This window comes from Polaromonas sp. CG_23.6 (genome assembly GCF_029892315.1).
Classification (GTDB): domain Bacteria; phylum Pseudomonadota; class Gammaproteobacteria; order Burkholderiales; family Burkholderiaceae_C; genus Polaromonas.
In genome coordinates this window covers 3,097,127-3,121,366 of record NZ_JARXUY010000001.1, presented here as the reverse complement: position 1 = coordinate 3,121,366, position 24,240 = coordinate 3,097,127, and the positions used below count along the sequence as shown (strand labels likewise).

General features: G+C 62.8%; 22 protein-coding genes. 10 read left to right on the top strand and 12 right to left on the bottom strand.

The genetic code is table 11. The features are described 5' to 3' along the window. Positions 1–4 precede the first annotated feature (4 nt). Complete coding sequence (purM, locus tag H4V98_RS14795; protein ID WP_196862243.1) at positions 5–1,036, bottom strand: phosphoribosylformylglycinamidine cyclo-ligase; 1,032 nt, start codon at positions 1,034–1,036, stop codon at positions 5–7. Positions 1,037–1,312: 276 nt separating this feature from the next. On the opposite strand from purM, the gene hda reads away from it, so the two are divergent. The 4 genes from hda to folK all read left to right on the top strand — a co-directional run bounded on the left by hda (position 1,313) and on the right by folK (position 5,035). Beyond that, positions 1,313–1,999, top strand: coding sequence for a DnaA regulatory inactivator Hda (gene hda / locus H4V98_RS14790; RefSeq protein WP_196862444.1), 687 nt, complete (start codon positions 1,313–1,315; stop codon positions 1,997–1,999). Then, a complete protein-coding gene (locus H4V98_RS14785; RefSeq protein ID WP_196862242.1) occupies positions 1,996–2,715 on the top strand; it encodes an HAD family hydrolase in 720 nt (239 codons plus the stop codon). The genes hda and H4V98_RS14785 overlap by 4 nt, the downstream gene beginning before the upstream one ends. A 111-nt stretch (positions 2,716–2,826) precedes the next feature. Further along, on the top strand, positions 2,827–4,470 hold the full coding sequence (pcnB, locus tag H4V98_RS14780) for a polynucleotide adenylyltransferase PcnB (protein ID WP_196862241.1): 1,644 nt from the start codon (positions 2,827–2,829) through the stop codon (positions 4,468–4,470). A gap of 16 nt (positions 4,471–4,486) precedes the next feature. Beyond that, positions 4,487–5,035, top strand: a complete 549-nt coding sequence (folK, locus tag H4V98_RS14775; RefSeq protein WP_196862240.1) for a 2-amino-4-hydroxy-6-hydroxymethyldihydropteridine diphosphokinase — start codon at positions 4,487–4,489, stop codon at positions 5,033–5,035. A gap of 12 nt (positions 5,036–5,047) precedes the next feature. Here the strand turns inward: folK and pdxH are convergent, their stop codons facing one another. The 3 genes from pdxH to H4V98_RS14760 all read right to left on the bottom strand — a co-directional run bounded on the left by pdxH (position 5,048) and on the right by H4V98_RS14760 (position 6,893). Then, positions 5,048–5,695 carry a pyridoxamine 5'-phosphate oxidase gene (gene pdxH, locus H4V98_RS14770; protein WP_196862239.1) on the bottom strand — a complete coding sequence of 216 codons (648 nt, stop codon included), beginning with the start codon at positions 5,693–5,695 and terminating at the stop codon, positions 5,048–5,050. A gap of 45 nt (positions 5,696–5,740) precedes the next feature. After that, positions 5,741–6,259: a superoxide dismutase family protein gene (locus tag H4V98_RS14765; RefSeq protein WP_196862238.1), complete on the bottom strand. Its 519-nt coding sequence runs from the start codon at positions 6,257–6,259 to the stop codon at positions 5,741–5,743. Between the two features lie 85 nt (positions 6,260–6,344). Then, the gene (locus H4V98_RS14760; protein ID WP_196862443.1) at positions 6,345–6,893 is read right to left on the bottom strand and encodes a gamma-glutamylcyclotransferase; all 549 of its coding nucleotides are present in this window, start codon (positions 6,891–6,893) and stop codon (positions 6,345–6,347) included. Positions 6,894–7,000: 107 nt separating this feature from the next. On the opposite strand from H4V98_RS14760, the gene H4V98_RS14755 reads away from it, so the two are divergent. From H4V98_RS14755 to eda, 3 genes are all read left to right on the top strand, one after another. Further along, on the top strand, positions 7,001–7,540 hold the full coding sequence (locus tag H4V98_RS14755; protein ID WP_196862237.1) for an OmpA family protein: 540 nt from the start codon (positions 7,001–7,003) through the stop codon (positions 7,538–7,540). A gap of 198 nt (positions 7,541–7,738) precedes the next feature. Then, on the top strand, positions 7,739–9,580 hold the full coding sequence (edd, locus tag H4V98_RS14750) for a phosphogluconate dehydratase (RefSeq protein ID WP_196862236.1): 1,842 nt from the start codon (positions 7,739–7,741) through the stop codon (positions 9,578–9,580). After that, complete coding sequence (eda, locus tag H4V98_RS14745; protein WP_196862235.1) at positions 9,571–10,233, top strand: bifunctional 4-hydroxy-2-oxoglutarate aldolase/2-dehydro-3-deoxy-phosphogluconate aldolase; 663 nt, start codon at positions 9,571–9,573, stop codon at positions 10,231–10,233. Before edd ends, eda begins: the two co-directional genes overlap by 10 nt. Positions 10,234–10,484: 251 nt before the next feature. On the opposite strand, the gene H4V98_RS14740 is transcribed toward eda, so the two are convergent. From H4V98_RS14740 to H4V98_RS14720, 5 genes are all read right to left on the bottom strand, one after another. Then, a complete protein-coding gene (locus H4V98_RS14740; protein WP_196862234.1) occupies positions 10,485–10,865 on the bottom strand; it encodes a cytochrome c in 381 nt (126 codons plus the stop codon). Positions 10,866–10,915: 50 nt separating this feature from the next. Then, positions 10,916–12,124 carry a sulfite oxidase gene (locus H4V98_RS14735; protein ID WP_196862233.1) on the bottom strand — a complete coding sequence of 403 codons (1,209 nt, stop codon included), beginning with the start codon at positions 12,122–12,124 and terminating at the stop codon, positions 10,916–10,918. An 89-nt stretch (positions 12,125–12,213) separates the two neighbouring features. Continuing rightward, positions 12,214–12,813, bottom strand: a complete 600-nt coding sequence (locus H4V98_RS14730) for a hypothetical protein (protein WP_196862232.1) — start codon at positions 12,811–12,813, stop codon at positions 12,214–12,216. After that, positions 12,814–13,374, bottom strand: a complete 561-nt coding sequence (locus tag H4V98_RS14725) for an RNA polymerase sigma factor (protein WP_196862231.1) — start codon at positions 13,372–13,374, stop codon at positions 12,814–12,816. It abuts the gene before it with no gap. 27 nt (positions 13,375–13,401) lie between these two features. Further along, the gene (locus tag H4V98_RS14720; protein WP_196862230.1) at positions 13,402–14,394 is read right to left on the bottom strand and encodes a LysR family transcriptional regulator; all 993 of its coding nucleotides are present in this window, start codon (positions 14,392–14,394) and stop codon (positions 13,402–13,404) included. A 225-nt stretch (positions 14,395–14,619) separates the two neighbouring features. Between H4V98_RS14720 and H4V98_RS14715 the strand changes: the two genes are divergently transcribed. Then, on the top strand, positions 14,620–15,684 hold the full coding sequence (locus H4V98_RS14715) for a YeiH family protein (protein WP_231374592.1): 1,065 nt from the start codon (positions 14,620–14,622) through the stop codon (positions 15,682–15,684). Between the two features lie 342 nt (positions 15,685–16,026). Here H4V98_RS14715 and gloA read toward each other — a convergent pair whose 3' ends face one another. From gloA to H4V98_RS14700, 3 genes are all read right to left on the bottom strand, one after another. Then, entirely contained in the window at positions 16,027–16,437 is a 411-nt protein-coding gene (gene gloA / locus H4V98_RS14710; RefSeq protein WP_196862228.1) for a lactoylglutathione lyase, read from the bottom strand. A gap of 61 nt (positions 16,438–16,498) precedes the next feature. Then, on the bottom strand, positions 16,499–17,719 hold the full coding sequence (locus H4V98_RS14705) for a 6-phosphofructokinase (RefSeq protein ID WP_196862227.1): 1,221 nt from the start codon (positions 17,717–17,719) through the stop codon (positions 16,499–16,501). Positions 17,720–18,350: 631 nt separating this feature from the next. After that, positions 18,351–22,574, bottom strand: coding sequence for an ATP-binding protein (locus H4V98_RS14700; protein WP_280757662.1), 4,224 nt, complete (start codon positions 22,572–22,574; stop codon positions 18,351–18,353). Positions 22,575–22,835: 261 nt separating this feature from the next. Between H4V98_RS14700 and H4V98_RS14695 the strand changes: the two genes are divergently transcribed. Continuing rightward, positions 22,836–22,997 (top strand): hypothetical protein, encoded by a 162-nt coding sequence (locus H4V98_RS14695; protein ID WP_196862225.1) that lies wholly within the window; start codon positions 22,836–22,838, stop codon positions 22,995–22,997. A gap of 49 nt (positions 22,998–23,046) precedes the next feature. Beyond that, positions 23,047–24,237: an AAA family ATPase gene (locus tag H4V98_RS14690; RefSeq protein ID WP_196862224.1), complete on the top strand. Its 1,191-nt coding sequence runs from the start codon at positions 23,047–23,049 to the stop codon at positions 24,235–24,237. The last annotated feature ends 3 nt before the right edge of the window (positions 24,238–24,240 follow it).

The window sequence follows — 24,240 nt, the reverse complement described above, 5'->3', positions numbered from 1 at the left end:
GCGTTCAGACGACGATGACCGCCGCGCCGTCGCCGCGCTCGGCTATCACGCCAATTTCGTAGACCTGCTCGCCAGCCTCACGAAGCATGGCGGCACAAGCGGCGGCACTGGCCGCATCAATCACCACCACCATGCCGATGCCGTTGTTGAAGGTTCGGTTCATCTCGATGTCGTCGATGCCGGCGGTCTTTTGCAGCCAGGCGAACAGCTCGGTCTGCGGCCAGCTGCCTTTGGTCAGGTGCGCCGCCGTGCCTTCGGGCAGCACGCGCGGAATGTTCTCGAGCAAGCCGCCGCCGGTGATGTGCGCCAGCGCCTTGATCGGGTGCGCAGCCAGCGCGGCCAGCACGTTTTTGACGTACAGGCGGGTCGGCTGCATCAGCGCCTCTTTGAACGGCTTGCCGTCCAGCGTGGCGGGCAGGTCGCTGCCAGCGCGCTCGATGCATTTGCGCACCAGGCTGAAACCATTGGAATGCACGCCGCTGCTGGCCAGGCCCAGCACCACGTCGCCGGGCGTCACGTCCTTGCCGGTCAGGATTTTGGATTTTTCGACCGCGCCGACGGCAAAACCAGCCAGGTCGTATTCGCCAGCCGGGTACATGCCGGGCATCTCGGCGGTTTCGCCGCCAATCAGGGCGCAACCCGAGAGTTCGCAGCCTTTGGCAATGCCGCCGATCACGGCTGCAGCGGTGTCGATGTCAAGCTTGCCGCAGGCGAAATAGTCGAGGAAAAAAAGCGGCTCGGCGCCTTGCACCAGCACGTCGTTGACGCTCATGGCGACCAGGTCGATGCCAACGGTGTCGTGCATATTCCATTCAAACGCCAGCTTGAGCTTGGTGCCCACGCCGTCGGTGCCAGACACCAGCACCGGTTCCTTGTAGCGCTTGGGCACTTCAAACAGCGCACCAAAGCCGCCAATGCCGGCCATCACGCCTTCGCGCATGGTCTTTTTGGCCAGTGGCTTGATGCGTTCAACCAGGGCGTCGCCCGCGTCGATGTCAACGCCGGCGTCTTTGTAGGAAAGGGGGGTAGTGGTCATGGTGTCGGGAGGTAATGCGGTGGGAGCCGGGACAGCTCGAAGGGGCAGGGCGGTGGTCAGGAGGCCGCTGGCCAAGCCCGATAGAATCCAGCCTGAGATTCTAAAGGCTATACCTCCTAGCTTCTGCCGGTCCCTTGCGGACCAGCGCATTCCAAGGCTTCATGCAACCTACCCTGACATTCCAACGCGCCGAAACCTGGTGCACAACCTGCGCACCGGCGGCCAGGCGCTGTTCGCATGGCCTTTGAAACCGGGATGCGGCCTGCCAAACCCGCCATGAAACAACTCGCCCTGGACATCGGACTTGCTTCCGACCCCTCGTTTGCCAATTTTTTCATCGGACCGAATGAAGCGGCCGTCAGGCAACTGGCGTCGTGGGCGCAAAGCCTGCCGGATTCGCCGGTGCCGACTTACCTGTGGGGCGGTGAAGCCAGCGGCAAGACGCATCTGCTCAAGGCGGTCAGCGAAGCCTTGCGCGACCAGGGTGCTTCAAGCGGCTGGATGGACGCATCGATGCTGGAGCCCCCCGAGTTCAACGAAGCCTGGTCCGCCGTGATCATGGACGAATGCCATCTCTATAACGCCGCGCAGCAGCGCAGCGCCTTCAACTGGTTCGTCAATGCGCTGAGCACTGACGACGGCCAGCCGCGCTGGGTGGTGGCTGCCGGCAATGTGCCGCCTGCCGACCTGCCGCTGCGCGAAGACCTGCGGACCCGCCTGGGCTGGGGCCACGTGTTTGCGCTGCAGGCGCTGAGCGACGACGAACGGCGCGCCGTGATCAAGCAGGAAGCCGACGCACGCGGCTTTTTGCTCAATGACGAGGTGGTGGATTTCATGCTGACGCGCTTTTCACGTGATTTGGGCAGCCTGATGCAACTGCTCGACAAACTGGACAGCTACGCGCTGCAAACCAAGCGGGCCATCACCATCCCGCTGATCAAAACCATGCTGGAGACGGAATGACGGTTGATGTGAGTGTTGACAGGAAAGAAGCCGTGAACAACGCGCAAACTCTCCGGAAATTGGCATTGTTTGATCTGGACCATACCTTGATCCCGATGGACTCTGACTACGAATGGGGCGAGTTCACGATTGCGCTGGGCTGGTGCGACGCGACCGAATTCAAGCGCCGCAATGCCGAGTTTTTCGAGCAATACCGGGCTGGAACGCTCAATATCCAGGACTATGTGCGTTTTGCCACGCAGGCTATTCGCGAACAGGGTACTATTAATTCAATAGCTGCTCACGCCCGTTTTATGAGCGATATCGTGCATAAAGCTATCAAGCCGCAGGCGCTGGAACTGGTCGAACGGCACCGCGCTGCCGGCGACGAAGTGCTTATCGTGACGGCCACCAACGAGTTCGTGACGCGGCCAATTGCCGATGCTTTTGGCGTGTCCGAACTGATCGCCGTTCAACTGGAACGTGACGCCCAAGGCAACCTGACCGGCGAGATCCAGGGCACGCCATCGGCCCGCGAAGGAAAAGTGACCCGCATGGAACAATGGCTGGCTGCCCGCCAATTGGGCTGGGGCGACGTGCACACGACGTTTTATACCGATTCAATGAATGACCTGGCGCTGCTGGAAAAGGTCAACCATCCGGTCGCCACCAACCCGGATGCTCGCCTGCGGGCGCTGGCCCTTGACCGCGGATGGCGCATACTTGACCTGTTTTAAGCGCCGCGAATGGCGCTTGCCGCCGGGCAGCGGCGGCCGCCTCCGGCCTGAAAAAGGCAGGGACAACGCTTGCTGCCAAGGGGCGGCATCTCCCTCAAAAATTTAAATTTCATGATCAAAAAATTCATCGACAAACTGTTCGGCAAATCCGACAGCGCCGAATCCCTCTCCAAACGGGTTCCAAAGTCCCCCTTCGGCAAGCGCCACGACATCGAGTTCAAGGACCACGGCATCAATGTCAAGCTGGTGGACGAACGCGCCATGGACGTGGTGCATGTGCTCAAGCAAGCCGGTTTCCAGGCCTATATCGTCGGCGGCGCGGTGCGCGACCTGCTGGTGGGCTTGAAGCCGAAAGACTTCGATGTGGCCACCGATGCCACGCCGGAACAGGTCAAGTCGCTGTTTCGCCGCGCCTTCATCATCGGCCGGCGCTTTCGCATCGTCCACGTCATTTATGGCCGGGGTCGCGAGCACGAGGTGATCGAGGTCTCGACCTTTCGTGCCCACATGGACAGTGCCCTGGCCGAGCAGGTCGGCGGCAACGAGCGCACCAGCAAGAGCGAACTCGCCGGCATGAAGCATGCCGTGCATGCGTCGGGCCGCGTGCTGCGCGACAACGTCTGGGGACCGATGGAAGAAGACGCTGCGCGGCGTGACTTCACCATCAACGCCATGTACTACGACCCGGAAACTGAAGTAGTCGTTGATTACCACAACGGCATTGGCGACTCGAAAAAGAGAATTGTCCGCATGATCGGCAACCCGGCGTTGCGCTACCGCGAAGACCCGGTGCGCATCATTCGCGCCGTGCGTTTTGGCGCCAAGCTCAATGCGCTCGGCTTCAGGTACGAGGAAAAAACGGTGGCGCCGCTGAAGGAAATGTGCGGCCTGCTGGCCGACGTTCCGCAGTCACGGTTGTTCGACGAAATGCTCAAACTGCTGCAGACCGGCCATTCGCTGGCCAGCATTGCGCAGCTCAAGGCGCTGGGCATGGGCACCGGCATTTATCCGCTGCTCGACGTGGTGGTTGAAATGTCCGACGATCCGTTCCTGAAACTGGCCTTGCAGGACACCGATCGCCGCGTTGGTGAAGGCAAGCCGGTCGCGCCCAGCTTTTTGCTGTCGTGCGTGCTCTGGAATGATGTGCGCAGCGGCTGGGACCGGCGCCTCAAGCGCAATGAACCCCCGATGCCGGCGCTGCAGGACGCGATTGACGAAGCGTTCAACAGCAAGATCGGCGATGTGTCGGGACGCGGCAAGCTGGGCATCGACATGCGCGAAATCTGGACCATGCAGCCACGTTTTGAAAAACGCGTCGGCAATGCGCCGTATTCGCTGCTGGATCAGCCGCGCTTTCGCGCCGGCTTTGACTTTTTGCGCCTGCGCGGCCAGGTCGGCGAAATCGATCCGGCGTTGGGCGAATGGTGGGAAAAGTTCAGCACCGCCTACGACGACGAGCGCCACGACATGATCGAGGCAATGCGCGAAACGCAGCAGAAAAAACCGCAGGCGCGCACCCGGGTCAAGCGTGCCGATGTCGAGGATGGTCGACCTTCCGACACGGCACCAGCGCTGTCGCCGGCCAGCAATCGGGTTGACGGTGACGGACTGGAGTTGGCCTTGCCAGAAGGCGATGCCGCCCCCGCCAAAAAACGCCGCCGCCGCCGCAAACCCGTCAGCCGTGCCGCCGAGGGCCAGGAGAGCGGCAGCGAGTCGCTACCGCCCGCCGGTGCTTCCCCGCTTGGCGGTGACTGAGCGCCAACGCTGCGACATGGCCACAGCCGCTACGGATGAAAAAAAAGCGGCCAGGGCAGGGCGCGAGCCGGTCACGGCCTTTATCGCGCTGGGTGCCAACCTTGGCGATGCACGTGCTGCACTGCGCCACGCGGTGCAAGCCCTTGACGGGCTGCCCCTGACGCAAGTTCGCCAGCAGTCCGGACTTTATAAAACCGCACCGCTAAACACCGATACCGGCCATGAAGCGCCAGCGCCCGGGGCGGATTACCTGAATGCCGTGGTGGAAATTGAAACCGGCCTGAATGCATGCGCCTTGCTTGACGGGTTGCAGCAGCTGGAACTGCAAGCCGGGCGCGAGAGGCCGTTTCGCAATGCGCCCCGCACCTTGGACCTGGATTTATTGCTGTATGGCAGCGCGCGCATCGACTCGGCCCGGCTGTCGGTGCCGCATCCGCGCATGCACCAGCGCGCTTTTGTACTGGCACCGCTGGCTGAGATTGCGCCTGATCAGGTCAGCGCTGGCGCGCTCGATTCGGTCAAGCACCAGGCCATCGAGCGGCTGGGCGGCTTGATGACGGCTTGACCGCCTGAGCCTTCAGGGCGCTAGACGTTCGCGCAGCCAGCTGGCATCGTCCTGCAGCGTATAGCGCAGGCGGTCATGCAGGCGGCTTTTGCGGCCTTGCCAGAACTGCCAGTTGTCCGGCTTGAGGCGGTAGCCGCCCCAGTGCGGCGGGCGCGGTGGGTTCAGCATGAACTTGGCACCGTACCTGGCGGCGTTGGCCACCAGCACGCCTCGGCCGGAGATCACTTCGCTTTGCGGGCTGGCCCAGGCGCCAATGCGCGAGTCCAGCGGCCGGCTGTTGAAGTAGGCGTCGCTTTCTTCGTCCGCAATTTTTTCCACCACGCCTTCGATGCGCACCACCCGTTCGAGCTCGACCCAGTGGAACTGCAGCGCTGCATACGGGTTGCCGGCCAGTTCCAGCCCCTTGCGGCTGGCGTAGTTGGTGTACCAGACAATGCCTTGCGCATCCAGGCCCTTGATCAGCACCACGCGGGTGGATGGGCGCAGGTTGCTGCCCACGGTGGCCAGGGTCATGGCATTGGGTTCGGGCACCTGGGCTGAAATGGCTTCGCCAAGCCACTGGTCGAACTGCTTGAGCGGATCGGCATGCGAGGCGTCTTCATTGAGTTCGGCGCGCTCATAGCTTTTGCGAAGGTCGGCGATGGAGGTGTGGTCAAGCATGGCCCGGAGTATAAAGTCCGGCGTCCGATTCGCGCCGTTTCAGGCTCAGCTTGGGGTCACCACGGCGCAGGCCAGGCGCGGTCCGGAGTTGCCGGTGGGCTGGGTGGTGTAGTCGTCAGGATCGCGGTGAACGATCAGCCCCCGCCCGATGATGTTGCCGGTGCCGCTACCGACAGAAATGCCTGCGGCTTCGAAACTGAACCGGGCGACGCCGTTGGCATCGGCTGTGAGGCTGCGCAGGTCGCCTGCATGGTGATGCATGGCGGCATGCTGGCCGTGGGGCTGGCCGGTTGGGTTGAAGTGGCCGCCTGCGCTTACGCCGTCGCCGCTGGAGCAGTCGCCTTTTTCATGCAGGTGAAAGCCATGTTCGGCATTCGGCTTGAGGCCGCTGACCATGCCAGAAACCAGAACCTTGTCGCCGCTTTGGGTGAAGGTGACCGAGCCGCTGGCTGTATTGCCAGTGGTGCTTTGCAGCTGGGCCACGGCGCGCGGACCGGTGGTGGCGGTGCTGGCGCAGGCGCCAAGTGCCAGCACGCTGGCCAGCAAGATGAAAGTGCGTGTCATGAAGACTCCCGGAGGGTTGTTGTTCAATATGCAAGGCTGGGGCATCTGACGATTCAAGCCAGCGCCGCCCAATGCGCGAGGCCTGTCAGTGCCTGGCCAGTTGCAGCAGTTTGCCAAGCGCCTGGTCGTCAATGCCCATCATGCGCAGTTTGTCATAAGTCAGCTGCGCATAGTCACGCGTCGTGCCATAACGGCCGCAGGCACTGGAGAATATTTGCCGGTAGTGGTCTTCACTCAACACACCGGTGTGGTTGGGGCTGCGGCGGGACAGCGTGAAGGCCAGTGCCTTGATGTCGCCCTGCGCCGTGCGGCAGCGCAGCCACTTGGGGTCATAGATGCCGTTGGGCATTTCGCGCGCCCACAGGGCGGGCAGGGCAGCGGGCACATGGTCCCTGGGCAGCCGATAGGCCATTCCCCTGCAGCTGCCACCCGACAGCAGGCCAAACACCAGGCCCGGCTGGGCAGGCGTGCCGCGGTTGACGCGGCTCCACATTTTCAGCGCGCGGTGGTAGCCGTGCAACGTGGCAAAGCGCTGCTCGGCTGATTCAAATTCGGGTCGCCAGATCAGCGATGCGTAGCCAAAAACCCACAAGTCGGTCTGGCCGCCCCATTGCCGGATGGTAGCGTCGAGCATTGTGGCGGGGTCACGGGCTTTGTAAGCCAATTCGTCAGGGGCGTTTGCTAGAGTGGTCACAGCCTCACTTTACAATATCGCCACGTTTTTTAAAAAGGAAGTTTTCCATGGTTTCTCAGAGTGACGACAGCCCGCAACGCGTGGCGCTGTTTTTGGTGTTTGGATTGATTGCCATCGTGGTTGCCTCGGTGCTGGTGTTTGCCGTGAAGCATCGCGGCGCTCCGGCCCAGGCAGTCGCCCCGGCTGCCGGGGTGGCTATTGCGCCGGCCATGCCAGCTGATGCCTCCATTGCAATGGCGCAGGCAGCTTCCGACGCAGCCAGCGTCAAGGTCGAGCAGGGCATCGTCAAGTTTTACTTTGCTTCGGGCAAGGCCGACCTGGCCGCTGGCGCCAGCGAAGCATTGACTGATGTGGTCAAGGGCGCGCAGGCTGGCCGCAAGGTCGCTATTTCTGGTTTTCACGACGCAACTGGCGATGCTGACCAAAATGCCGAATTGGCCAAGCAGCGCGCGCTGGCCGTGCGCGATGCGCTGACGACGGCGGGCGTGCCTGAGAGCCAGATCGAACTCAATAAGCCCGAGCCGATCGCCTCCAGCGCCACGGGTAGCGATGCCGAAGCCCGCCGCGTCGAAATCAGCCTGCAGTAACTCGCACGCTTGCGGCCCGCATGGCGGGCGAAATGAATCCGCAGTGCTTTGCGCCCGGCGGATTTTTTTTGCCTGTCCTTCGTTTGGTAACCGCAAAGTAACCATTCGGGGTGAAAACAGCCGCGATATTAGTTACCATGGACGCCGTAATAAAGTTACATCCCCGTGTCCGGGATGGCTAAATTGAAAGGTTTCACCATGGCGCTTCATTCCGCCGTTGCAGACATCACCGCCCGCATTCAGGAGCGCAGCCGGCCAACACGCAATGCCTATCTGGCCCAACTGCAGGCCGACAGCACTCGCCCCCCCAGCATGGACCGCATGGGCTGCGCCAACATCGCGCATGCAGTGGCCGGCATGCCGCTGGATGACCGTTTCAAGATCGTGACCGAGCGCCAGCCCAACATCGGCATCGTCACCGCCTACAACGACATGTTGTCGGCGCACACGCCGCTGCTGGGTTACCCCGCGCTGATCAAGGACGAGGCGCGCAGACACGGCGCCACGGCGCAGGTGGCTGGCGGTGTGCCGGCCATGTGCGATGGCGTCACGCAGGGCACCAGTGGCATGGAGTTGAGCCTGTTCAGCCGCGATGTGATTGCCATGGGCACGGCCGTAGCGCTGTCGCATGACATGTTTGATGCGGCGCTGTTGCTTGGCGTGTGCGACAAGATCGTTCCCGGCCTGCTGATTGGCGCGCTGCAGTTCGGCCATTTGCCGATGGTGTTCGTGCCGGCCGGCCCCATGCCGTCGGGCCTGCCGAACAAAGAAAAAGCCCGCATCCGGGAACAGGCCGCGCAAGGTCTGGTCGGGCGCGATGCGCTGCTGGAAGGCGAACTCAAGTCTTACCACAGCCCCGGCACCTGCACCTTTTATGGCACGGCCAACAGCAACCAGATGCTGATGGAGGCCATGGGACTGCATGTGCCCGGCACGGCGTTTGTCCAGCCCGGCGACGCGCTTCGCGACGAACTCACACGTGAGGCGGCCCGCACTGTGCTCGGCATCACCAAGGCCAAGCGCTTTGCGCCCATCGGCCATGTCGTCGATGAACGCGCCATCGTCAACGCGATGGTGGCGCTGCTGGCCACTGGCGGCTCGACCAACCACCTGATCCACTGGGTGGCGGTGGCGCAGTCGGCCGGCATCATGATCGACTGGAATGACTTTTCGGCGCTGTCCGATGTCGTGCCGCTCCTGACGCATGTCTATCCCAACGGCAGCGCCGATGTGAATGACTTCCAGGCCGCCGGCGGGCCGGGGCTGGTGATTCGGGAACTGCTGGACGCCGGCCTGATGCATGAGGACGTATTGACAGTGCGCGCAGGCGGCATCCGTGAATATGGCCGCATTCCGGTGATGGACGGTGCGTCGCTGGCCTGGCATGAGGTGGGCGACTCAAAGGACGAGTCCATCGTGCGGCCTGCAGACCGGCCCTTCAGCCCCACCGGCGGGCTCAAGCTGCTCACCGGCAACCTCGGGCGCAGCGTGATCAAGGTGTCCGCCGTGCCGGATGACCGGCATGTGATTGAAGCGCCGGCCCGGGTGTTTGATTCGCAGGAAGACTTGCTGGCGGCCTTCAGTGCGGGCGAGCTTGAACGGATGTGCCTGGAAAATCCACAACACGGCGTTGTCTGCGTGGTGCGCTGGCAGGGACCCCAGGCCAACGGCATGCCCGAGCTGCACAAGCTCACGCCGCCGCTGGCGGTGCTGCAGGGCAAGGGTTTCAGGGTGGCGCTGGTGACCGATGGCCGCATGAGCGGCGCATCGGGCAAGGTGCCAGCGGCGATTCATGTGTCGCCGGAAGCAGCCGCCGGCGGGCCACTCGCCAAGGTGATTGATGGCGATGTGATCCGTGTTGATGGACTCACCGGCAAGTTGCTGGTGCTGGTGGATGAGGCCGAATGGGCCGCACGGCCTGTCAGCGTGATGCCGGACGCATTGCGTCAGCGCAACGGCATCGGTATGGGGCGGGGATTGTTTTCGGGCATGCGTGCCCGTGCATTGACAGCAGAAGAAGGAGCCATGTCATGGATGTAACGATGAACATCAGCCAAAAACTCAGTGCCCTGCAGGTGATGCAGGATGCGCCCGTGATTCCGGTCATCGTGCTGAACGATATTGGCCAGGCGGTGCTGCTGGCCCGCGCCCTGGTGGCGGGCGGCATCCGCATGCTTGAAGTCACCCTGCGCACGCCGCAGGCGCTGGCCTGCATCGAGGCGATTGCCCGCGATGTGCCCGAGGCGGTGGTGGGCGCAGGCACAGTGCGCAGCGCCGCCGACGCCCAGGCGTGTGCCATGGCCGGCGCGCGCTTTGTCGTCAGCCCCGGCTACACCCATGCGGTTGGCCAGGCCTGCCGCGATGCCGGACTGGCGCTGCTGCCCGGCGTGGCCACCGGCAGCGAAATCATGATGGCGCAGGAAGACGGATTGACCGAACTGAAGTTTTTTCCGGCGCTGCAGGCTGGCGGCACGGCCATGCTCAAAGCCTGGGGCGGGCCGTTTGGCGATGTGAAGTTTTGCCCCACGGGTGGTGTGTCAATGGCCAATGCCGCCGAGTTTCTGGCGCTGCCCAACGTCGCCTGCGTTGGCGGCTCGTGGCTCACGCCCGCCGATGCACTGGCGTCTGGCGACTGGGACCGCGTGACCGACCTGGCGCGTCAGGCCTGCCTTTTGACACGCCGCGCGGTCTGAAGCAGCGCATGCATGGTGGTGAGCGCAACGCGGAAATCCATCTTTTGGCGCCTCATCGGCCCGGCATCGCCATGACCTGCGGCCTTGCGATGAAGGTGCTGAAGCCAAGTTGCAGAGCATGAGCGTGTGAATCGGTACGATTTTTAATGAAATCATCCATTTGCGCATAAAGGACGGGCGCTTTAAGCTATCAAAAAAGTAGCTGAAAGCGCCCGTTCATGCCGCTTTGGTTCCGGTTGACCGGCGGTGGCTTATTTCTCCGCGCCTGATGCCCTGGACACGTAAAACGACAGCGCGTCGATTTGGGCTTCGGTCAAGGTGGCCTTGTAGGAGGGCATGGCGCCCAGGCCGTCGTACAGCGCTTTTTTTACCCGCGCGGCGTTGGGCTTGAGGTCGTCGAACACGGGCCCGACCGCGCCTTCACTGCCGGCGTCCTTCAGGGTGTGGCACAGCGCGCAGGCCGGAACGGCCCCGGCGGTGAACAGCTGTTTGCCAATCGCCATCTTGTCGGCGTCCTCAGCGGCGCTGGCCGGCAGGCTGATGACGGTTGCAGCCGCCAGCAGCAGGCCTTGCGACAGCAGCAGTCGCAAGGGTTGCGCCGAAAACCTTGAAAGCAAAGGGGATGGGGTCATGGCATCACTGGGCCTGTAAAGTTTTAAAAGTGGGAACAGGTTGAAACGCATCACGCCACGCTGACCTTCACTGCGTGGTCCTGCCAGCTGGCGTTGTTGTAGCCGCTGACGTTCTCGCCGCGTGTTTCGGGTTGCACGTTGCCGGCCCTGTCGGTGGCGCGGCTGGTGACGACGTAGTTGCCGCGCGCAAAGTGCGCGGGCAGCACAAACTGGCGCCAGGCGTATTTGCCGAGGTCGGGGCCGACCAGGCGTGCCTGTTGCCAGGTTTTGCCGCCGTCAATCGACACTTCCACGCCCTTGACGGCATGCATGCCGCCAAAGGCCACGCCGTTGATCTGCATCCAGCCTTCGCGGTGGGCGCCATCGTCGGGGCTGGGTGAGTTGACCCAGGACTTGACCGACATTTCCTGCACCGACGGCTGGCTCGGGTCGGCTTTCTGGCCGGGGGGCGTGAGGCGGTAACCGTGCGCCATGATCCGGGCATCGCTTTCCTTGGCGGTGAAGGCCAGTTGCTTGACGTATTTGATGCTGTTCACGCCGGTAAAACCCGGCACGATCAAGCGCAGCGGGCCGCCGTGGGCCAGCGGGATCGGCGCGCCGTTCATCTCCCAGGCCAGCAGCGCGTCCTGCATGGCGGCAGCGGGCACCGAGCGCTCGACGATGATGCTTTTCGGGTCGAGTCCGGCTGGCAGCTTCTCCCCGCCGGTGCTGGTCATGTAGTTCATGCCGGGGCTGACGCCGCCCAGCGCCTGCACCACTTCGCGCACCGGCACACCGCTCCAGACCACGCAGCCGGCGGCGCCCACCGTCCAGCCGGTGCCGCTGGGCTTGGAGGGGAAAAAGCCCCGGCCGTTGCCCGAACACTGCAGCACCATGGCAACGGTCTCCAGACCCATGGTCTTGAGGTCGCCCACGGTGAGCGAGCGCGGATTTTTCACGCCGTCCAGCGTCAGCACCCAGGCGTCGCGGTCGGCCACGATCGAGGCGTCAGGCGTGGGCAGGTTGTTGCGAATGTAGAGCTGATCGGCCGGCGTGATGACGCTGGTGCCAAAAGCACCGCGCTTGGTCTCGATGGTGTTGCCGCTGTGCACGATGACACTGTTCAGGTCTTTCCAGGCGAGGTCGGTGGGCAATGGCTTGGCGGCTGCCGCTTGCGCCATGGCGCCGTGGCTCCATGTCGCCAGGCCGGCGGCCGCCAGCGCGGTGGCGCTGCGGGTCAGCAGGTGGCGGCGGGGCAATGAGCTGGGGGTGTCGATCATGTGTGTCTCCGTGAGTTGTTGAAAGGGAACGTGAAAAGAAACGTGAGTACGAACGAAAAACGGGCTTGCTGAATAACTCAAGAATCTGCCTAGCCGCCCACGTGGGCAGTTTGGCCGGACGGTTTGCCGAAATGGTGGTTTGCCATGGCCAGCGCCTTCTTTTTCTGCGCCACCAACACCAGTGGCTTGCCCTGGCGCGAATCAATGACCTGCCAGTACATGTCGTTCCACCAGCCGCTGCCGGTCTTGAGTGTCACCGGCTGGTCAAAGGCAAACACCGTGACCATGCCGCCTTTTTCAAGGAAAGTGGTCAGGTGGTAGGCCAGGCGGCCGTCGATGTCGCAGGGCCGCATCAACTGCGGGTAGCCCGGAACCGGCTGCTGCTGGTTTAACCCCAGGTGCGCCAGCAACTGGCTGGTTTGCATGAAGCTGCCGCGCAGCGTGCGTTCGTAATACTCGTGCTCGATGGCGCCGCGAACCAGCGTGGGCGGACGCATTGCAAATACCGCACCGGTGCCAGTGGCCGCCAGCAGCGTCGCGACCAGACCGCGTTGAAAGCTGCGCCGCGACAACAACGGGGTGTGCCTGAAAAGATGCGCCGGGGGCTGGCCAGGGTCAAAGGCCAGCGCCATCTCTGCGCGGGCGCGCAGGTCAAAGGCACTGTCGGGCGGAAGCTCAAAGTCCGTCATTCAAATCTTTCTGAACTGGCGCACGCTGGAAGCCGGAGCGAGGGCAGCGGCCCCGGGCGCATCTGTCCGGGAATGGCCATCAAGCGCCGCCTTCAGGGCCTCGCGGGCGCGCGACAGGCGTGACAACACAGTGCCCGGCGCAATGTCGAGCGCCTCGGCCATTTGCGCCGTCGGCATGTCGTCAAAGTAAAACAGCACCAGCACCTCACGGTGAATCGGCGCGATGCGGCCCAAAGCCTGCACCACGTCGCGCTGGTTGTCCAGGCGCTCCGTGCTGGCCTGCGGTTCGGCGGCATCGAATTCGCCATAGTCCTCATCCAGCCGTTGCGGGCCCGGTACCACATGGCGCAGCACATGCCGGCGCATGATGCGAAACAGCCAGGCGCGCGCCAATTCGGGCTGGCGCAGCTGGCTGCGGTATTGCCAGGCGCTGGTGAAGCAGTCCTGCACCACATCCTCGGCAATGGCGCGCGAACCCGTCAGGCCCCAGGCGCTGCGCAGCAAAAAGCGGTAGTGCTCGCGCACCCATTGGTTGTACCGGGACTCGGCCGTCTGGATCATGTGTACAAGAGCACTGGCAAAGGCGCTTTATTCCCTCGGTTTCAGTTTGTTTGCATGGGGTTTACCCTTCAATGGGCCTAAATGGGCGGACGGAAAAGCCTGGGCTTGCGTCATAAAGGCTTCCAGCGCTGCCGTAGGCTGCTTGTCGCGGTGAACGACCAGGAAGCACTGCCGCAGCATGCGCGGCAGTGTGGTGCGGACGGGGCTCAGCCGCCCGGTGGCCATCAGGTCGCGCACCACCAGCATTGACAGGCAGGCTGCGCCCAGGCCTTCGGCGGCGGCATGCTTGATGGCTTCAGAGCTGCCCAGCTCGATGCTGCGCCGGTAAGTGTGCAGGTGCGGCAGCAGCAGCTGGTCGGTGACCTCGCGTGTGCCCGAGCCGGCCTCTCGCAGCAGCCACAGGGCGCCCCGCAGCGCCTTGAGTGGCACGCGGATATTTTCGTCGGTAGCGCCCTGCGTTGACGCGACGAGTTCGCTGCGCGGGCTGGCCACAATCACCAGTTCGTCCTGCAGCCAGGGCGTGATCGCCAGTGCCGCCTGATTGCTGGGCCCTTCAATCAGGCCAATGTCCAGTTCAAAGGCCGCCACCGCATCGCAGATGGTTTCGGTGTTGCCGATGCTGACGCGCGAGCGCCAGGCGGTAGCGCTGCCGGCTTGGCTGGCCGCCAGGAACTGCCCGAGCAAAGCCGGCAGGACATAGTTGCCAATGGTGGTGCTGGCGCCTATGCGCAGTGACTGCGTCTGCGCGCTTGCGTCGCGCGCCATGTGCTCGATGTCGGCCGCGCCGTCAAGCAGCGCCAGCGCGCGCGGCAGCAGGGCACGGCCGTTGTCATTGAGCAGCAGGCGCTTGCCGGCGCGGTCGAACAGGCGCAACGACAGCAAGCGCTCCAGCTCGTTGACCGCCGAGCTGGTGGCCGACTGCGACAGCGCAATGTCGGCGCTGGCCGCCGTGGTGCTGCCGTTGCGCGCCACAGCGGCAAAAATCTGCAATTGGCGCAGGGTGAGTCGCAAGACATCCATTTAAAACCTCCTGATCGTTCTTGATAGCGATTGAATGGGTAAATCTTACTGAAACTAGCCGTTGGACGGGTTGCGTGAATTTTCCTAAAGTTGCATTGAACATTATTCGACTCCTGCTTTTGAGAGGAAAACGCCATGAGCACCCCCGGCAACCCCCTGTCCAGCCTGGCCAGCCAAGCCCGTCACCATGCGCCATCGCCGCCCGCGCCGTCATGGGCACGGCGCATGCTGCCCGGCCTGGCGCTCAGTGCCGCGCTGGCGGCTGCCGCCGTTTCGCTGGGAAACATCCGTTGGCTGCAGGACCATGGCCTGAGCGCGCTGACGCTCGCCATCGTGCTCGGCATGCTGGTCGGCAACACGGTTTACCCGCGTTTTGCCAGTGTCAGCGGGCCGGGCGTCAACTTTTCCAAGCAAACGCTGCTGCGCCTGGGTGTGGTGCTGTACGGCCTGCGCCTGACGGTGCAGGACGTGGGGCAGGTCGGCATGGCCGGTGTGGCGATCGATGCGCTGGTACTGGGCTCGACCTTTGCGCTGGCCTGCTGGGTCGGCACGCGCTGGCTGGGGATGGACCGCAAGACCGTCATGCTGATAGGCGCGGGCAGCTCGATCTGCGGTGCGGCGGCGGTGATGGCGGCCGAGCCGGTGGTCAAGGGCCGCGCCGAGCAGGTCACGGTGGCCGTGGCCACGGTGGTGATGTTTGGCACGCTGTCGATCTTTTTGTACCCCCTGCTGTTCGAGCTGAACCAGCACTTCCATTTCATTGGCGGCGGCACGCAGGGCTTTGGCATTTACGTCGGTTCGACCATTCACGAGGTGGCGCAGGTGGTGGCTGCCGCGCGCTCGATTGGCACCGAGGCCGCCGACACGGCGGTGATCGCCAAGATGGTGCGCGTGATGATGCTGGCGCCGTTCCTGATCATGCTGTCGGCCTGGCTGGCACGCGACGAGGCGCGTTCGTCCGCTCGGTCTGGCGACGCCAGCGCCGCGTCGAACACGTCAGGCAAGCCGTCAAAGACCAAACTGGCCATTCCCGGCTTTGCCCTTGGTTTTGTCGCCGTCGTGCTGTTCAACTCGCTGAACCTGCTGCCCGCCAAAGTGCTGCCCGTGATGACTGATATCGACACGGCGCTGCTGGCCATGGCCATGGCTGCGCTGGGTTTGTCAACGCATATGTCGGCGATTCGCAAGGCCGGCTTCAAGCCGATGCTGCTGGCGCTGATCCTGTTTGCCTGGCTGGTGGTTGGCGGTGCGCTGATCAACCGCTGGGTGCCGGCGCTGCTGGCCGGTTGACTGGTTGAATTCGCTAAAGGACTGAATCAAGGTAATTACTCAGCTCCCTCGAAGCTCTCCGTAATCTCTTTTGTCATTGCTTACTTGATGAGCCTGCCCCGGACTTGATCCGGGGCAATCCATGACCCCGTTTGGGGAGAAGTCATGGTTCCCGGGTGCTGAAACCCCGGGCTTGATCCGGGGCCGGGATGACAGAGGCTGATTTCATTGCGCTTTAAACTGAAAAGTGACCTGAGTAGTTACGAATCAAGCATGTAAAAGGCGGTTTTCGCACATGGGACGTGCGCTGACAGCTATTTAAACCATAGCAATGGCATTTGCCGTCGCCTCAGCCCCCACAAATCAGCGCAGGCCGCCGCCGCTGGCACCCTCGACGCGCTGGATCAGCTCGATCTTGTAGCCGTCCGGGTCGGTGACAAAGGCAATCACGGTGCTGCCGCCCTTGACCGGACCGGCTTCGCGCGTGACGTTGCCGCCGGCGGCCTTGATCTTTTCGCAGGCGGCATACGCGTCGGGAACGCCCAGGGCAATGTGGCCGTAAGCCGTGCCCATCTCGTAGCTTTCCGTTCCCCAGTTGAAGGTCAACTCGATTTCGGCCTGCGCCGGATTGCCCTCGTAACCGACAAAGGCCAGGCTGTATTTATAGTCCGGATTTTCTGACTGGCGCAGCAGCTGCATGCCCAGAACCTGGGTATAAAAATCAATCGAGCGCTGAAGGTTGCCAACGCGGAGCATGGTATGAAGTAATCGCATCACCGGATTATCACGTCGGCGTGAGAACTGTGCAGGCGGCACTGCCGCATGGAAGGCCGCTTCAAGGGTTGCGGTTCAGCACCCTGGCCACCGGATGGTGGCGCAGCCTGAACGCGTCGGGCATGCCTGAGCCGAGCAGCGGGCGCAGGTACATCCTGAACGCATCGGTCACGTCGGTGCCGCTGGCGCTGATGAATTCATCCTCCATCACCCGCGTCTTGCCGGCCACGGCTTCAAGAGGCAGCAGCTCGTAATCGACCGAATAAAAGCCCGTCCGCTTGATGGCGACCGAGCCGTCCTGCGCGCCCCACATGGCGAACTGCACGGCTTTTTCGCCGACCTCGCGAGCTTCGCGCTGGTCCACGTCGGACACGCAGCCGATGAACGAGCGCTGCAGATAGCCAAAGGTGTCGCCACGCACCCGCTTGATGCCGAGCTTGGCCTTGATTTCCTCGCACAGCAGGTCGGCCAGTGCGCCGTTGCCCGACAACTGCACATTGCCGTGGTCGTCATGTTCCAGGTCTTTCGCCAGCAGGCTGGCAATCGGCGCGCCCGACGCATCGTGGATGCCTTCGGACACGGCGACCACGCAGCGCCCGAAGCGCGCATAAGTCGCCTTCACATCAGCCAGGAAATTCTCCAGCACGAAGGTGCGCTCAGGCAGGTAGATCAGGTGCGGGCCGTCGTCGGGAAACTTCTTGCCCAACGCCGAGGCGGCCGTCAAAAATCCGGCATGCCGGCCCATCACCACGCCCACGTACACGCCGGGCAGGGCGGCGTTGTCCAGGTTTGCGCCGGCAAACGCCTGCGCCACGAAGCGCGCCGCAGACGGGAAGCCCGGCGTGTGGTCGCTCCCCACCAGGTCGTTGTCGATGGTCTTGGGAATGTGGATGGAGCGCAGCGGGTAACCGGCCTTTTGCGCTTCCAGGCTGACGATGCGCACCGTGTCCGACGAGTCGTTGCCGCCGATGTAGAAAAAGTGCTCGATCTGGTGCGCCTGCAGCACCTTGAAAATCTCCTGGCAATAGCGCACGTCGGGCTTGTCACGCGTCGAGCCGAGCGCCGACGACGGCGTGTTGGCGACGAGTTCAAGGTTGTGGCTGGTTTCCTGCGTCAGGTCCACGAAGTCTTCATCGACGATGCCGCGCACACCGTGGCGCGCGCCGTAGATGCGTGTGACCTCGCCAAAGCGCCGCGCCTCCAGCGCCACGCCGACCAGCGACTGGTTGATCACCGCCGTCGGGCCGCCGCCCTGGGCGACAAGAATTTTTCCGGATGCCATGGATTGTTCCCTTTGGTTGCGATGTTGAAGCGCTCGACGTCATCGTACACATCGCAGCGGGCCGGGCAAGATGGGCCGCCGGCTTTTTCGGCAGAGAAGACGTGGGTGGAAATTTTTGCTATTGAAAATATAGCTGTTTGCGAATGCCTGTATTGCGCCAGAGGCCGATTTGATGCCTGATATGGTTAAAACAATTAGTTAATTTCAACCAGTAGCGATCACAGGATGTGGCGCCGTTTTACGGGAAAGTGGCGCAGTTCGATCTTTAGACTATTTGCGGTCAGTTAGCCGCGGAGCGTCCCGGACAGCACACGACGACAAAGCGGCCAGGCCAGCGGCTCTGTTGGCTTCCTCGAAGTTGCCGCTCGCCAGATGGAGCAGGATTGACTGAAGCACCATGTCCGCAGTTCCTGCAAGGATGGGGAAGAAGACGTTCATCGATCAAGCGCATTGCCCGTGCAAGTGCCCAATGAATCGCTTTGTCTATCGAGTTTTGCTCGGCCCTTTCATGCAACTCAAACCTCGCTTTTCATCTGTCATGCGGGAGCAAAACAGTGCGCAGGCGGGTGTGCCCCTCTTGGGCAGTCTTCAACACGTTGAGGTTAGACAAGCGTGCCGTCGGGGTGAACCATCACGCGCGCTGCGGCTGCAAGCCGGCCAACAGCGCCATCAAGGCGTCGACGTCTAGCGGTTTGACAAAGTGATGATCGAAACCCGCGTCCGCGCTCCTTTGCAGGTCGTCCATTTGGCCGTAGCCGGTCAGGGCCACCTGCACGATGTCCTTGCCCCATTCCTCGGCTCGTATGCTGCGGGCTGTGTCGTACCCGTTCATCTTCGGCATCCCGATGTCGCACAACAGTATGTCGGGCCGAAACTCCTTGGCCGCCTTGATGTCCGACTCCCCGTCGTAGAAAGTGATGACCTCGTTCCCCAACATCTCGAGAAGCTGACCGAGCGAGTTCGCCGCGTCCACGTTGTCGTCCACGACCAGAATGCGGTGGCGTGTAGCGGGATAGACGGGGTCAGGCTGATTAGTAGGCTCGTCCCCGGCGGCCGACAAAGCCACCGGCAGGCGCACAACGAACTCGCTGCCCCTGCCTTGACCGTCGCTGTGGGCCTCAACCGACCCGCCGTGCATCTCGACCAGGCGCTTGACGATAGAAAGGCCGATACCCAAACCACCCTTCGAGCGTTCCAGGTTGCCTTCAACCTGGGCGAACATGTCGAAGACGTGCGGGAGCATGTGCGTCGGGATGCCGCTGCCGTTGTCCTGAATCGAGACGACCGCTTCAGCTCCCAGGCGTTGCATGCTCAATCGGATCTGACCTCCACGATCCGTGAACTTGGCGGCGTTGTTCAACAGGTTAGCGAACACCTGTGCCAGCCGTGTCAGGTCAGCGTCCACATGCATTGGGTCGGAGGGAAATTTGATCAGCAACTCGTGATCAGCCTGTGCAATGGACGGTCTGCTGGCCTCGATGGCCTGCTGAATGGCCGTTGCCAAATCAATGCGCTCCTTGCGAAGATCGATCTTGCCGCGGCTGATGCGGCTCAGGTCCAGCAGGTCGTCGATCAGATGCACCATCTGCCCAAGCTGGCGTTCCATCATCGAGCGGATCCGCTCGGTCGCTTCCGCGTCGCCTGGTGCCAGACGCATGATCTGCAGGCCAGTGCGGATCGGAGCCAGAGGATTGCGCAGTTCGTGGGCCAGCGTGGCCAGGAACTCGTCTTTGCGCTGGTCCTCCTCTCGAAGACGGGCGACCAGCCGTTCTCGTTCCTCCTCACCCCGCTTTCGGTCGCTGATGTCGTTGAACAAGAGGGCAACCTTGTAACTTCCGGTGCCGCCGAGGCGAAACGCGTAGACGTCGAACCATCGGCCACCCAGTTCCGCGGCCTGGCCGACGAATCGCGTTACCTCTCCGGTGACGGCCACCCGGCCGTATGTCTCGAACCAGTGGGCTTCGTGATTCGGGGCCAGCTCCCGCATTCGCTTGCCCTGCGCATTGCGCAGGCCGGTGTGCTTCTCGAACGCCGGATTCACTTCCAGAAACAGGTAGTCGACAGACCGCTGGTCGGCGTCGAAGATCATCTCGATCACGCAATAGCCTTCATCCATCGACTCGAACAGCGTGCGGTACTTTTGCTCACTCAGCCTTAGGGCCTCCTGGGCCTGCTTGCGGGCGGTCACGTCGCTGGCCATGCCGAACCACTCGACCACCGTGCCGTCTTTGTCCATCAGCGGGATGGCCCGCGAGAACGTCCAGCCCAGCGTGCCGTCGATCCGCAAGACCCGGTGCTCCAGCTCGAAGGTGCCTTGGGTGCGGACGGCTGCCCCGATGGTCTCCATGACGCGCTGCTGGTCGTCAGGATGAATGTACTTCTCCAACCAGGAGCGGTTCGGCTCGTGGGTGTCGGCAATGAACTCCCGGCCCTGAAGCTGGCGCATCTCGGTCCAGTCCGCGTTCATGCGATACACGACGTCCGAACTGGCACTGACCAGAGCGCGGAACTGATTCTCGCTGGCCCGGATTGCCTCTATGCTCTCACGCCGCATTCGTGCCATTTGAAGTTGAGCCGCCACACAGGCCAACAACTCCCGGGCACTGAAAGGTTTCACCAGATGGTCGTCGGCCCCTTTTTGCAAGCCCTCGATCCGGCTTTCCTCCCCGGCACGGGCAGACAGCATGATGACCGGCACGGCGCTGGTACGGGCGTTGGCGCGCAGCGCCTTCAACAGCCCGAAGCCGTCAAGCCGGGGCATCATCACGTCGGTCAGGATCAGATCCGGCGTCCGCTCGCGCGCCGCCGCCAGCGCCGCCTCTCCGTCCGGCACGGCCTCAGTGCGGTAATGCGCGCCCAGCAGACGGACGACGTACTGCCGCATGTCGGCGTTGTCGTCGGCGACCAGTACCAGGGGACGTTCGTCCTCGGTTCGCTGGGGTGACGGGGCGGGGCCCGTTGGGTCGTCCTGGAATGCCGGCAACTTTGAGCCGGGTGCCGGTTGCTGATCGGCGTCGGGCAGCCAGCGCAGCGCTTCTTCGACGAACAGATTCGCTTCCGTGGTGAGCTGCGCGGCGAGGGGCCGGTTGCGGACCTGGTCACCTGGCAGGTGCTGCGATCCCAGCGGAATCGAGAGGGTGAACATCGTGCCTCTCCCGAGTTCGCTGTCGGCGCGGATCGAGCCGCCGTGCAGCTTGACCAGTTCCTGCACCAGGGCCAGCCCAATGCCGCTGCCCTCGTGTGTCCGTCCCCGTGCGGTTTCGACCCGGTGGAAGCGTTCAAACAGCCGCGGAACTTCCTCTGCGGAGACGCCCGTACCCGTGTCGCTGACGCGCAGTTCGACCGCGCGGTCAACCTGTCGCAGTGAGACGGCGATTGCCCCCTCAAAGGTGAACTTGAATGCGTTTGACAACACGTTGAGAACAATCTTTTCCCACATGTGCCGGTCGACAAACACTGGCTCGCCAAGCGGTGGGCAATCGACGCGGAGTTTCAGCCCGGCCTTCTCGCAAGCCGAGCGAAAGTTGCTCGCGAGCTCGGCGGTGAATTCAGCCAGAGCTGTCGGCTCATAGGCTGCGCGGATCCGACCGGCCTCAATGCGTGAGAAATCCAGCAGGGTATTCACGAGGCGTTGGAGTCGCAGCCCGTTGCGGTGAACGACTTCCAGGCGCTCCCGTTGCAACGGCGGCAAACGCTCGTCCGATGCAGCCAGCGCGTCTTCGACTGGCCCCAGCATCAAGGTCAGTGGCGTGCGGAACTCGTGGCTGACGTTGGAGAAGAAGGTGGTCTTGGCCCGGTCGAGTTCGGCCAGCGCCTTGGCCCGTTGCCGCTCGTCGTCATATGCACGGGCATTCACGACGGCGGTGGTCACGGCAGAAGCGAGCAGGTCGTAGAAGCTCCGGTACGCCTCGTTCATCCTCAAGCGAGCGCTGACCCCCGCAATGAAGATGGCGGCGGGGTCGCTGGCTCCTGGCAGGATGATCGGCAGCGCCAAGGCCTCGGTGGGCGGTTCGGGATAGGGACCGAGGGCCGCCTGGCCGATCCTGTGCCGCACGTCGTGTACCTGCACCTGCACTGCAGACCCCGAGCGAACAACTTCTTCCAAGGGCCATGGGGTTTGCTTTTGAGCGCTCGAACCGACCTTGCCCAGGCTGGCGACGGTCTCCGCCTCGAGGTTGGTCGCAGCAACCAGCCGGGCGTGATCTCCGTCTTTGTCTACTGCGTAGAGTTGGACAAAGGGCAGGTCGAGGGCGTACTCCGCAAGAGCCTGAGCGGACAAGGCGAGCGCTTCGCTGACGGACTTCGCTTTGCTTGTTTGAGCGGTCAGGTCTCGCAGCGTCCGTGTCCGCCGCTCGCTGAGCATCTGGGTCGTCATCTCGATGACGGGGTGAAACAGGCCGCCGACCCGACCGGCCTCGTCCCGAATGGGGCTGAATGAGAACGTGAAGAAGCACTCTTCCACGTAGCCGTGCCGTTCAAGGAAAATTTGCTGGCCTTCGAGGAAGGCCGTGTTGCCAGCCAAGGCCGTGTCGTGCGCCTCGCCAATGACCGGCCATGCCTCCGTCCAGCACTCGGCGAAGTTCTGCCCCATGGAGCGAGGATGCTTGTTGCCGCAAATGACCCGGTAGGCATCGTTGTAGAGCTGGACGAGGCCCGGCCCCCAGATGACGCAGATAGGCAAATCCGAGGCCAGGCAGATGCTGACGGTCGTGCGCAGGCTCTGCGGCCACACCTCAACCGGCCCCAGCGGGGTCGCTGACCAGTCCATCGACCGGATCAAGCCGCCCATTTCGCCGCCCCCCAACAAAAATGCGAGGGGGTTGGGTTCGGCGGCCAGCTTGTCGTTGCGTTTCATACATCCTTGTAGGTACGGGAATTGCGCCACTGCATTGCGGCCTTCAGGTTCAGTCGCACGCCATTCTGCGCTGCGCCATCCAACCGCCACCACTTGAGGAGCGATGGCGGTCGAAATGCCTGGTTTGGCTCTGGCTGGAGCCGAATGAGTGTACGTCTCTGAAGACGGCTCCTGAGTGTCGCTTATTAGCCCTTTGAGGCCCGTCGAATCCGAAATGCGAAGGGCCGCAAACGCTGCAAAGGAGCCACTGGAAAAACCATTTTGACGCTTCTCATCGATACAAAAAAGATAGCTGCTAACGCCCATGCCTATTGCGTAAACGCCCGATTTAATCCAAAAACCTTGTTTGAAAAGCAGCTGTGGAACGCCGATGAGCGCCTAGCGCAAGGCGACTCGAAGGAAAAAACTCCCCACTTTATTTAAAATTATGCAAATGCCATAATTATCAAACTTCTCCAGAAATCCATAAACCATGACCTTTCGCCGCACCGCCCTCGCGCAGGAAATGGCCAAGCAGTTGCTCCGGCCCACTTTTCTTGACACCTCATTGCGCTCCGGGCTTTTTCTTTCCGGGCAGCGGCGGGTCGGCAAAACCACGTTTCTCGCCACCGACCTGATCCCGGCGCTGCAGGACCTGGGGGCCATCGTCATCTATGTGGACCTGTGGAGCCAGCCGCAGGCCAACCCGGCGGACCTGGTGCACGGCGCCATCCGCGCATGCCTGAAAGAGTTACAAACCTCCGGTTCAGCGATGCTCCAGCACCTCAAACGGGTTGCCAGCGTCGAAGCAGGGGCGGCGGGCTTCAAGTTTGGCTTCAAGCTCGCCGATGTGGGCAAGGAAGGCGGCGTCAGCCTGGCGCAGGCGTTCACCGAACTGATCGCCCAGTCCAAAACCGACCTGGTGCTGATTGTTGACGAGGTGCAGCATGCGCTGGGCAGCGCCGAGGGCGACAACATGCTGCACGCGCTGAAAGCCGCGCGCGACGCCATCAACACGCGGCCCGCAACGCCGGGCTACTTTTTGTTTGTCGGGACCGGCTCGCATCGCGCGCGCGTGCAGGAACTCTCGCTGAAGGGCAACCAGGCGTTCAACGGCGCGGTGACGCACGAGTTTCCGGTGCTGGGGCTTGAATTTGTCGAATACGTCCTGGCACAAGTCACGCCGCAACTGGGCGTCATGGCGCCCTCGGCCGGCGTCACTGAAGCGGCGTTCAAAAGAATGGGGAGCCGGCCCGAGGAACTGATGAAAGCCCTCAATGTCTTGCGCGCCCTGCCGCAGGGCGCCAACCCCGACGAGCATTTGCCGACCATCGCCCAGTCGTTTGGTGCTGCGGCGGCGGACATCGAGCTGCAAAAAATTGAAGCCTTCGGCCCGTTGGCGCAAGCCGTCTTTTCGCGCATCTGCGGCATCGGCGGCAACGTCAAGGGCGTGTTCACCGCCGACGCGCTGAAGGAATACTCAGCCCGGATCGGCCGGGAAACCACCACCCAGGAAGTTCAGGGCGTTTTGGGTTTGATGACTTCGGCCAACTTGCTGATGCGCGTCAAGCACGGGCACTATGGTGTCACGGACAGCTTTGTCGAAAAAGCCTGGGGAACACGTTTGCAGGCCGACACGCTGTTGAAGCCCGGAGCGTCCACTGACCCGGCTGCGCCGGATTGAGGG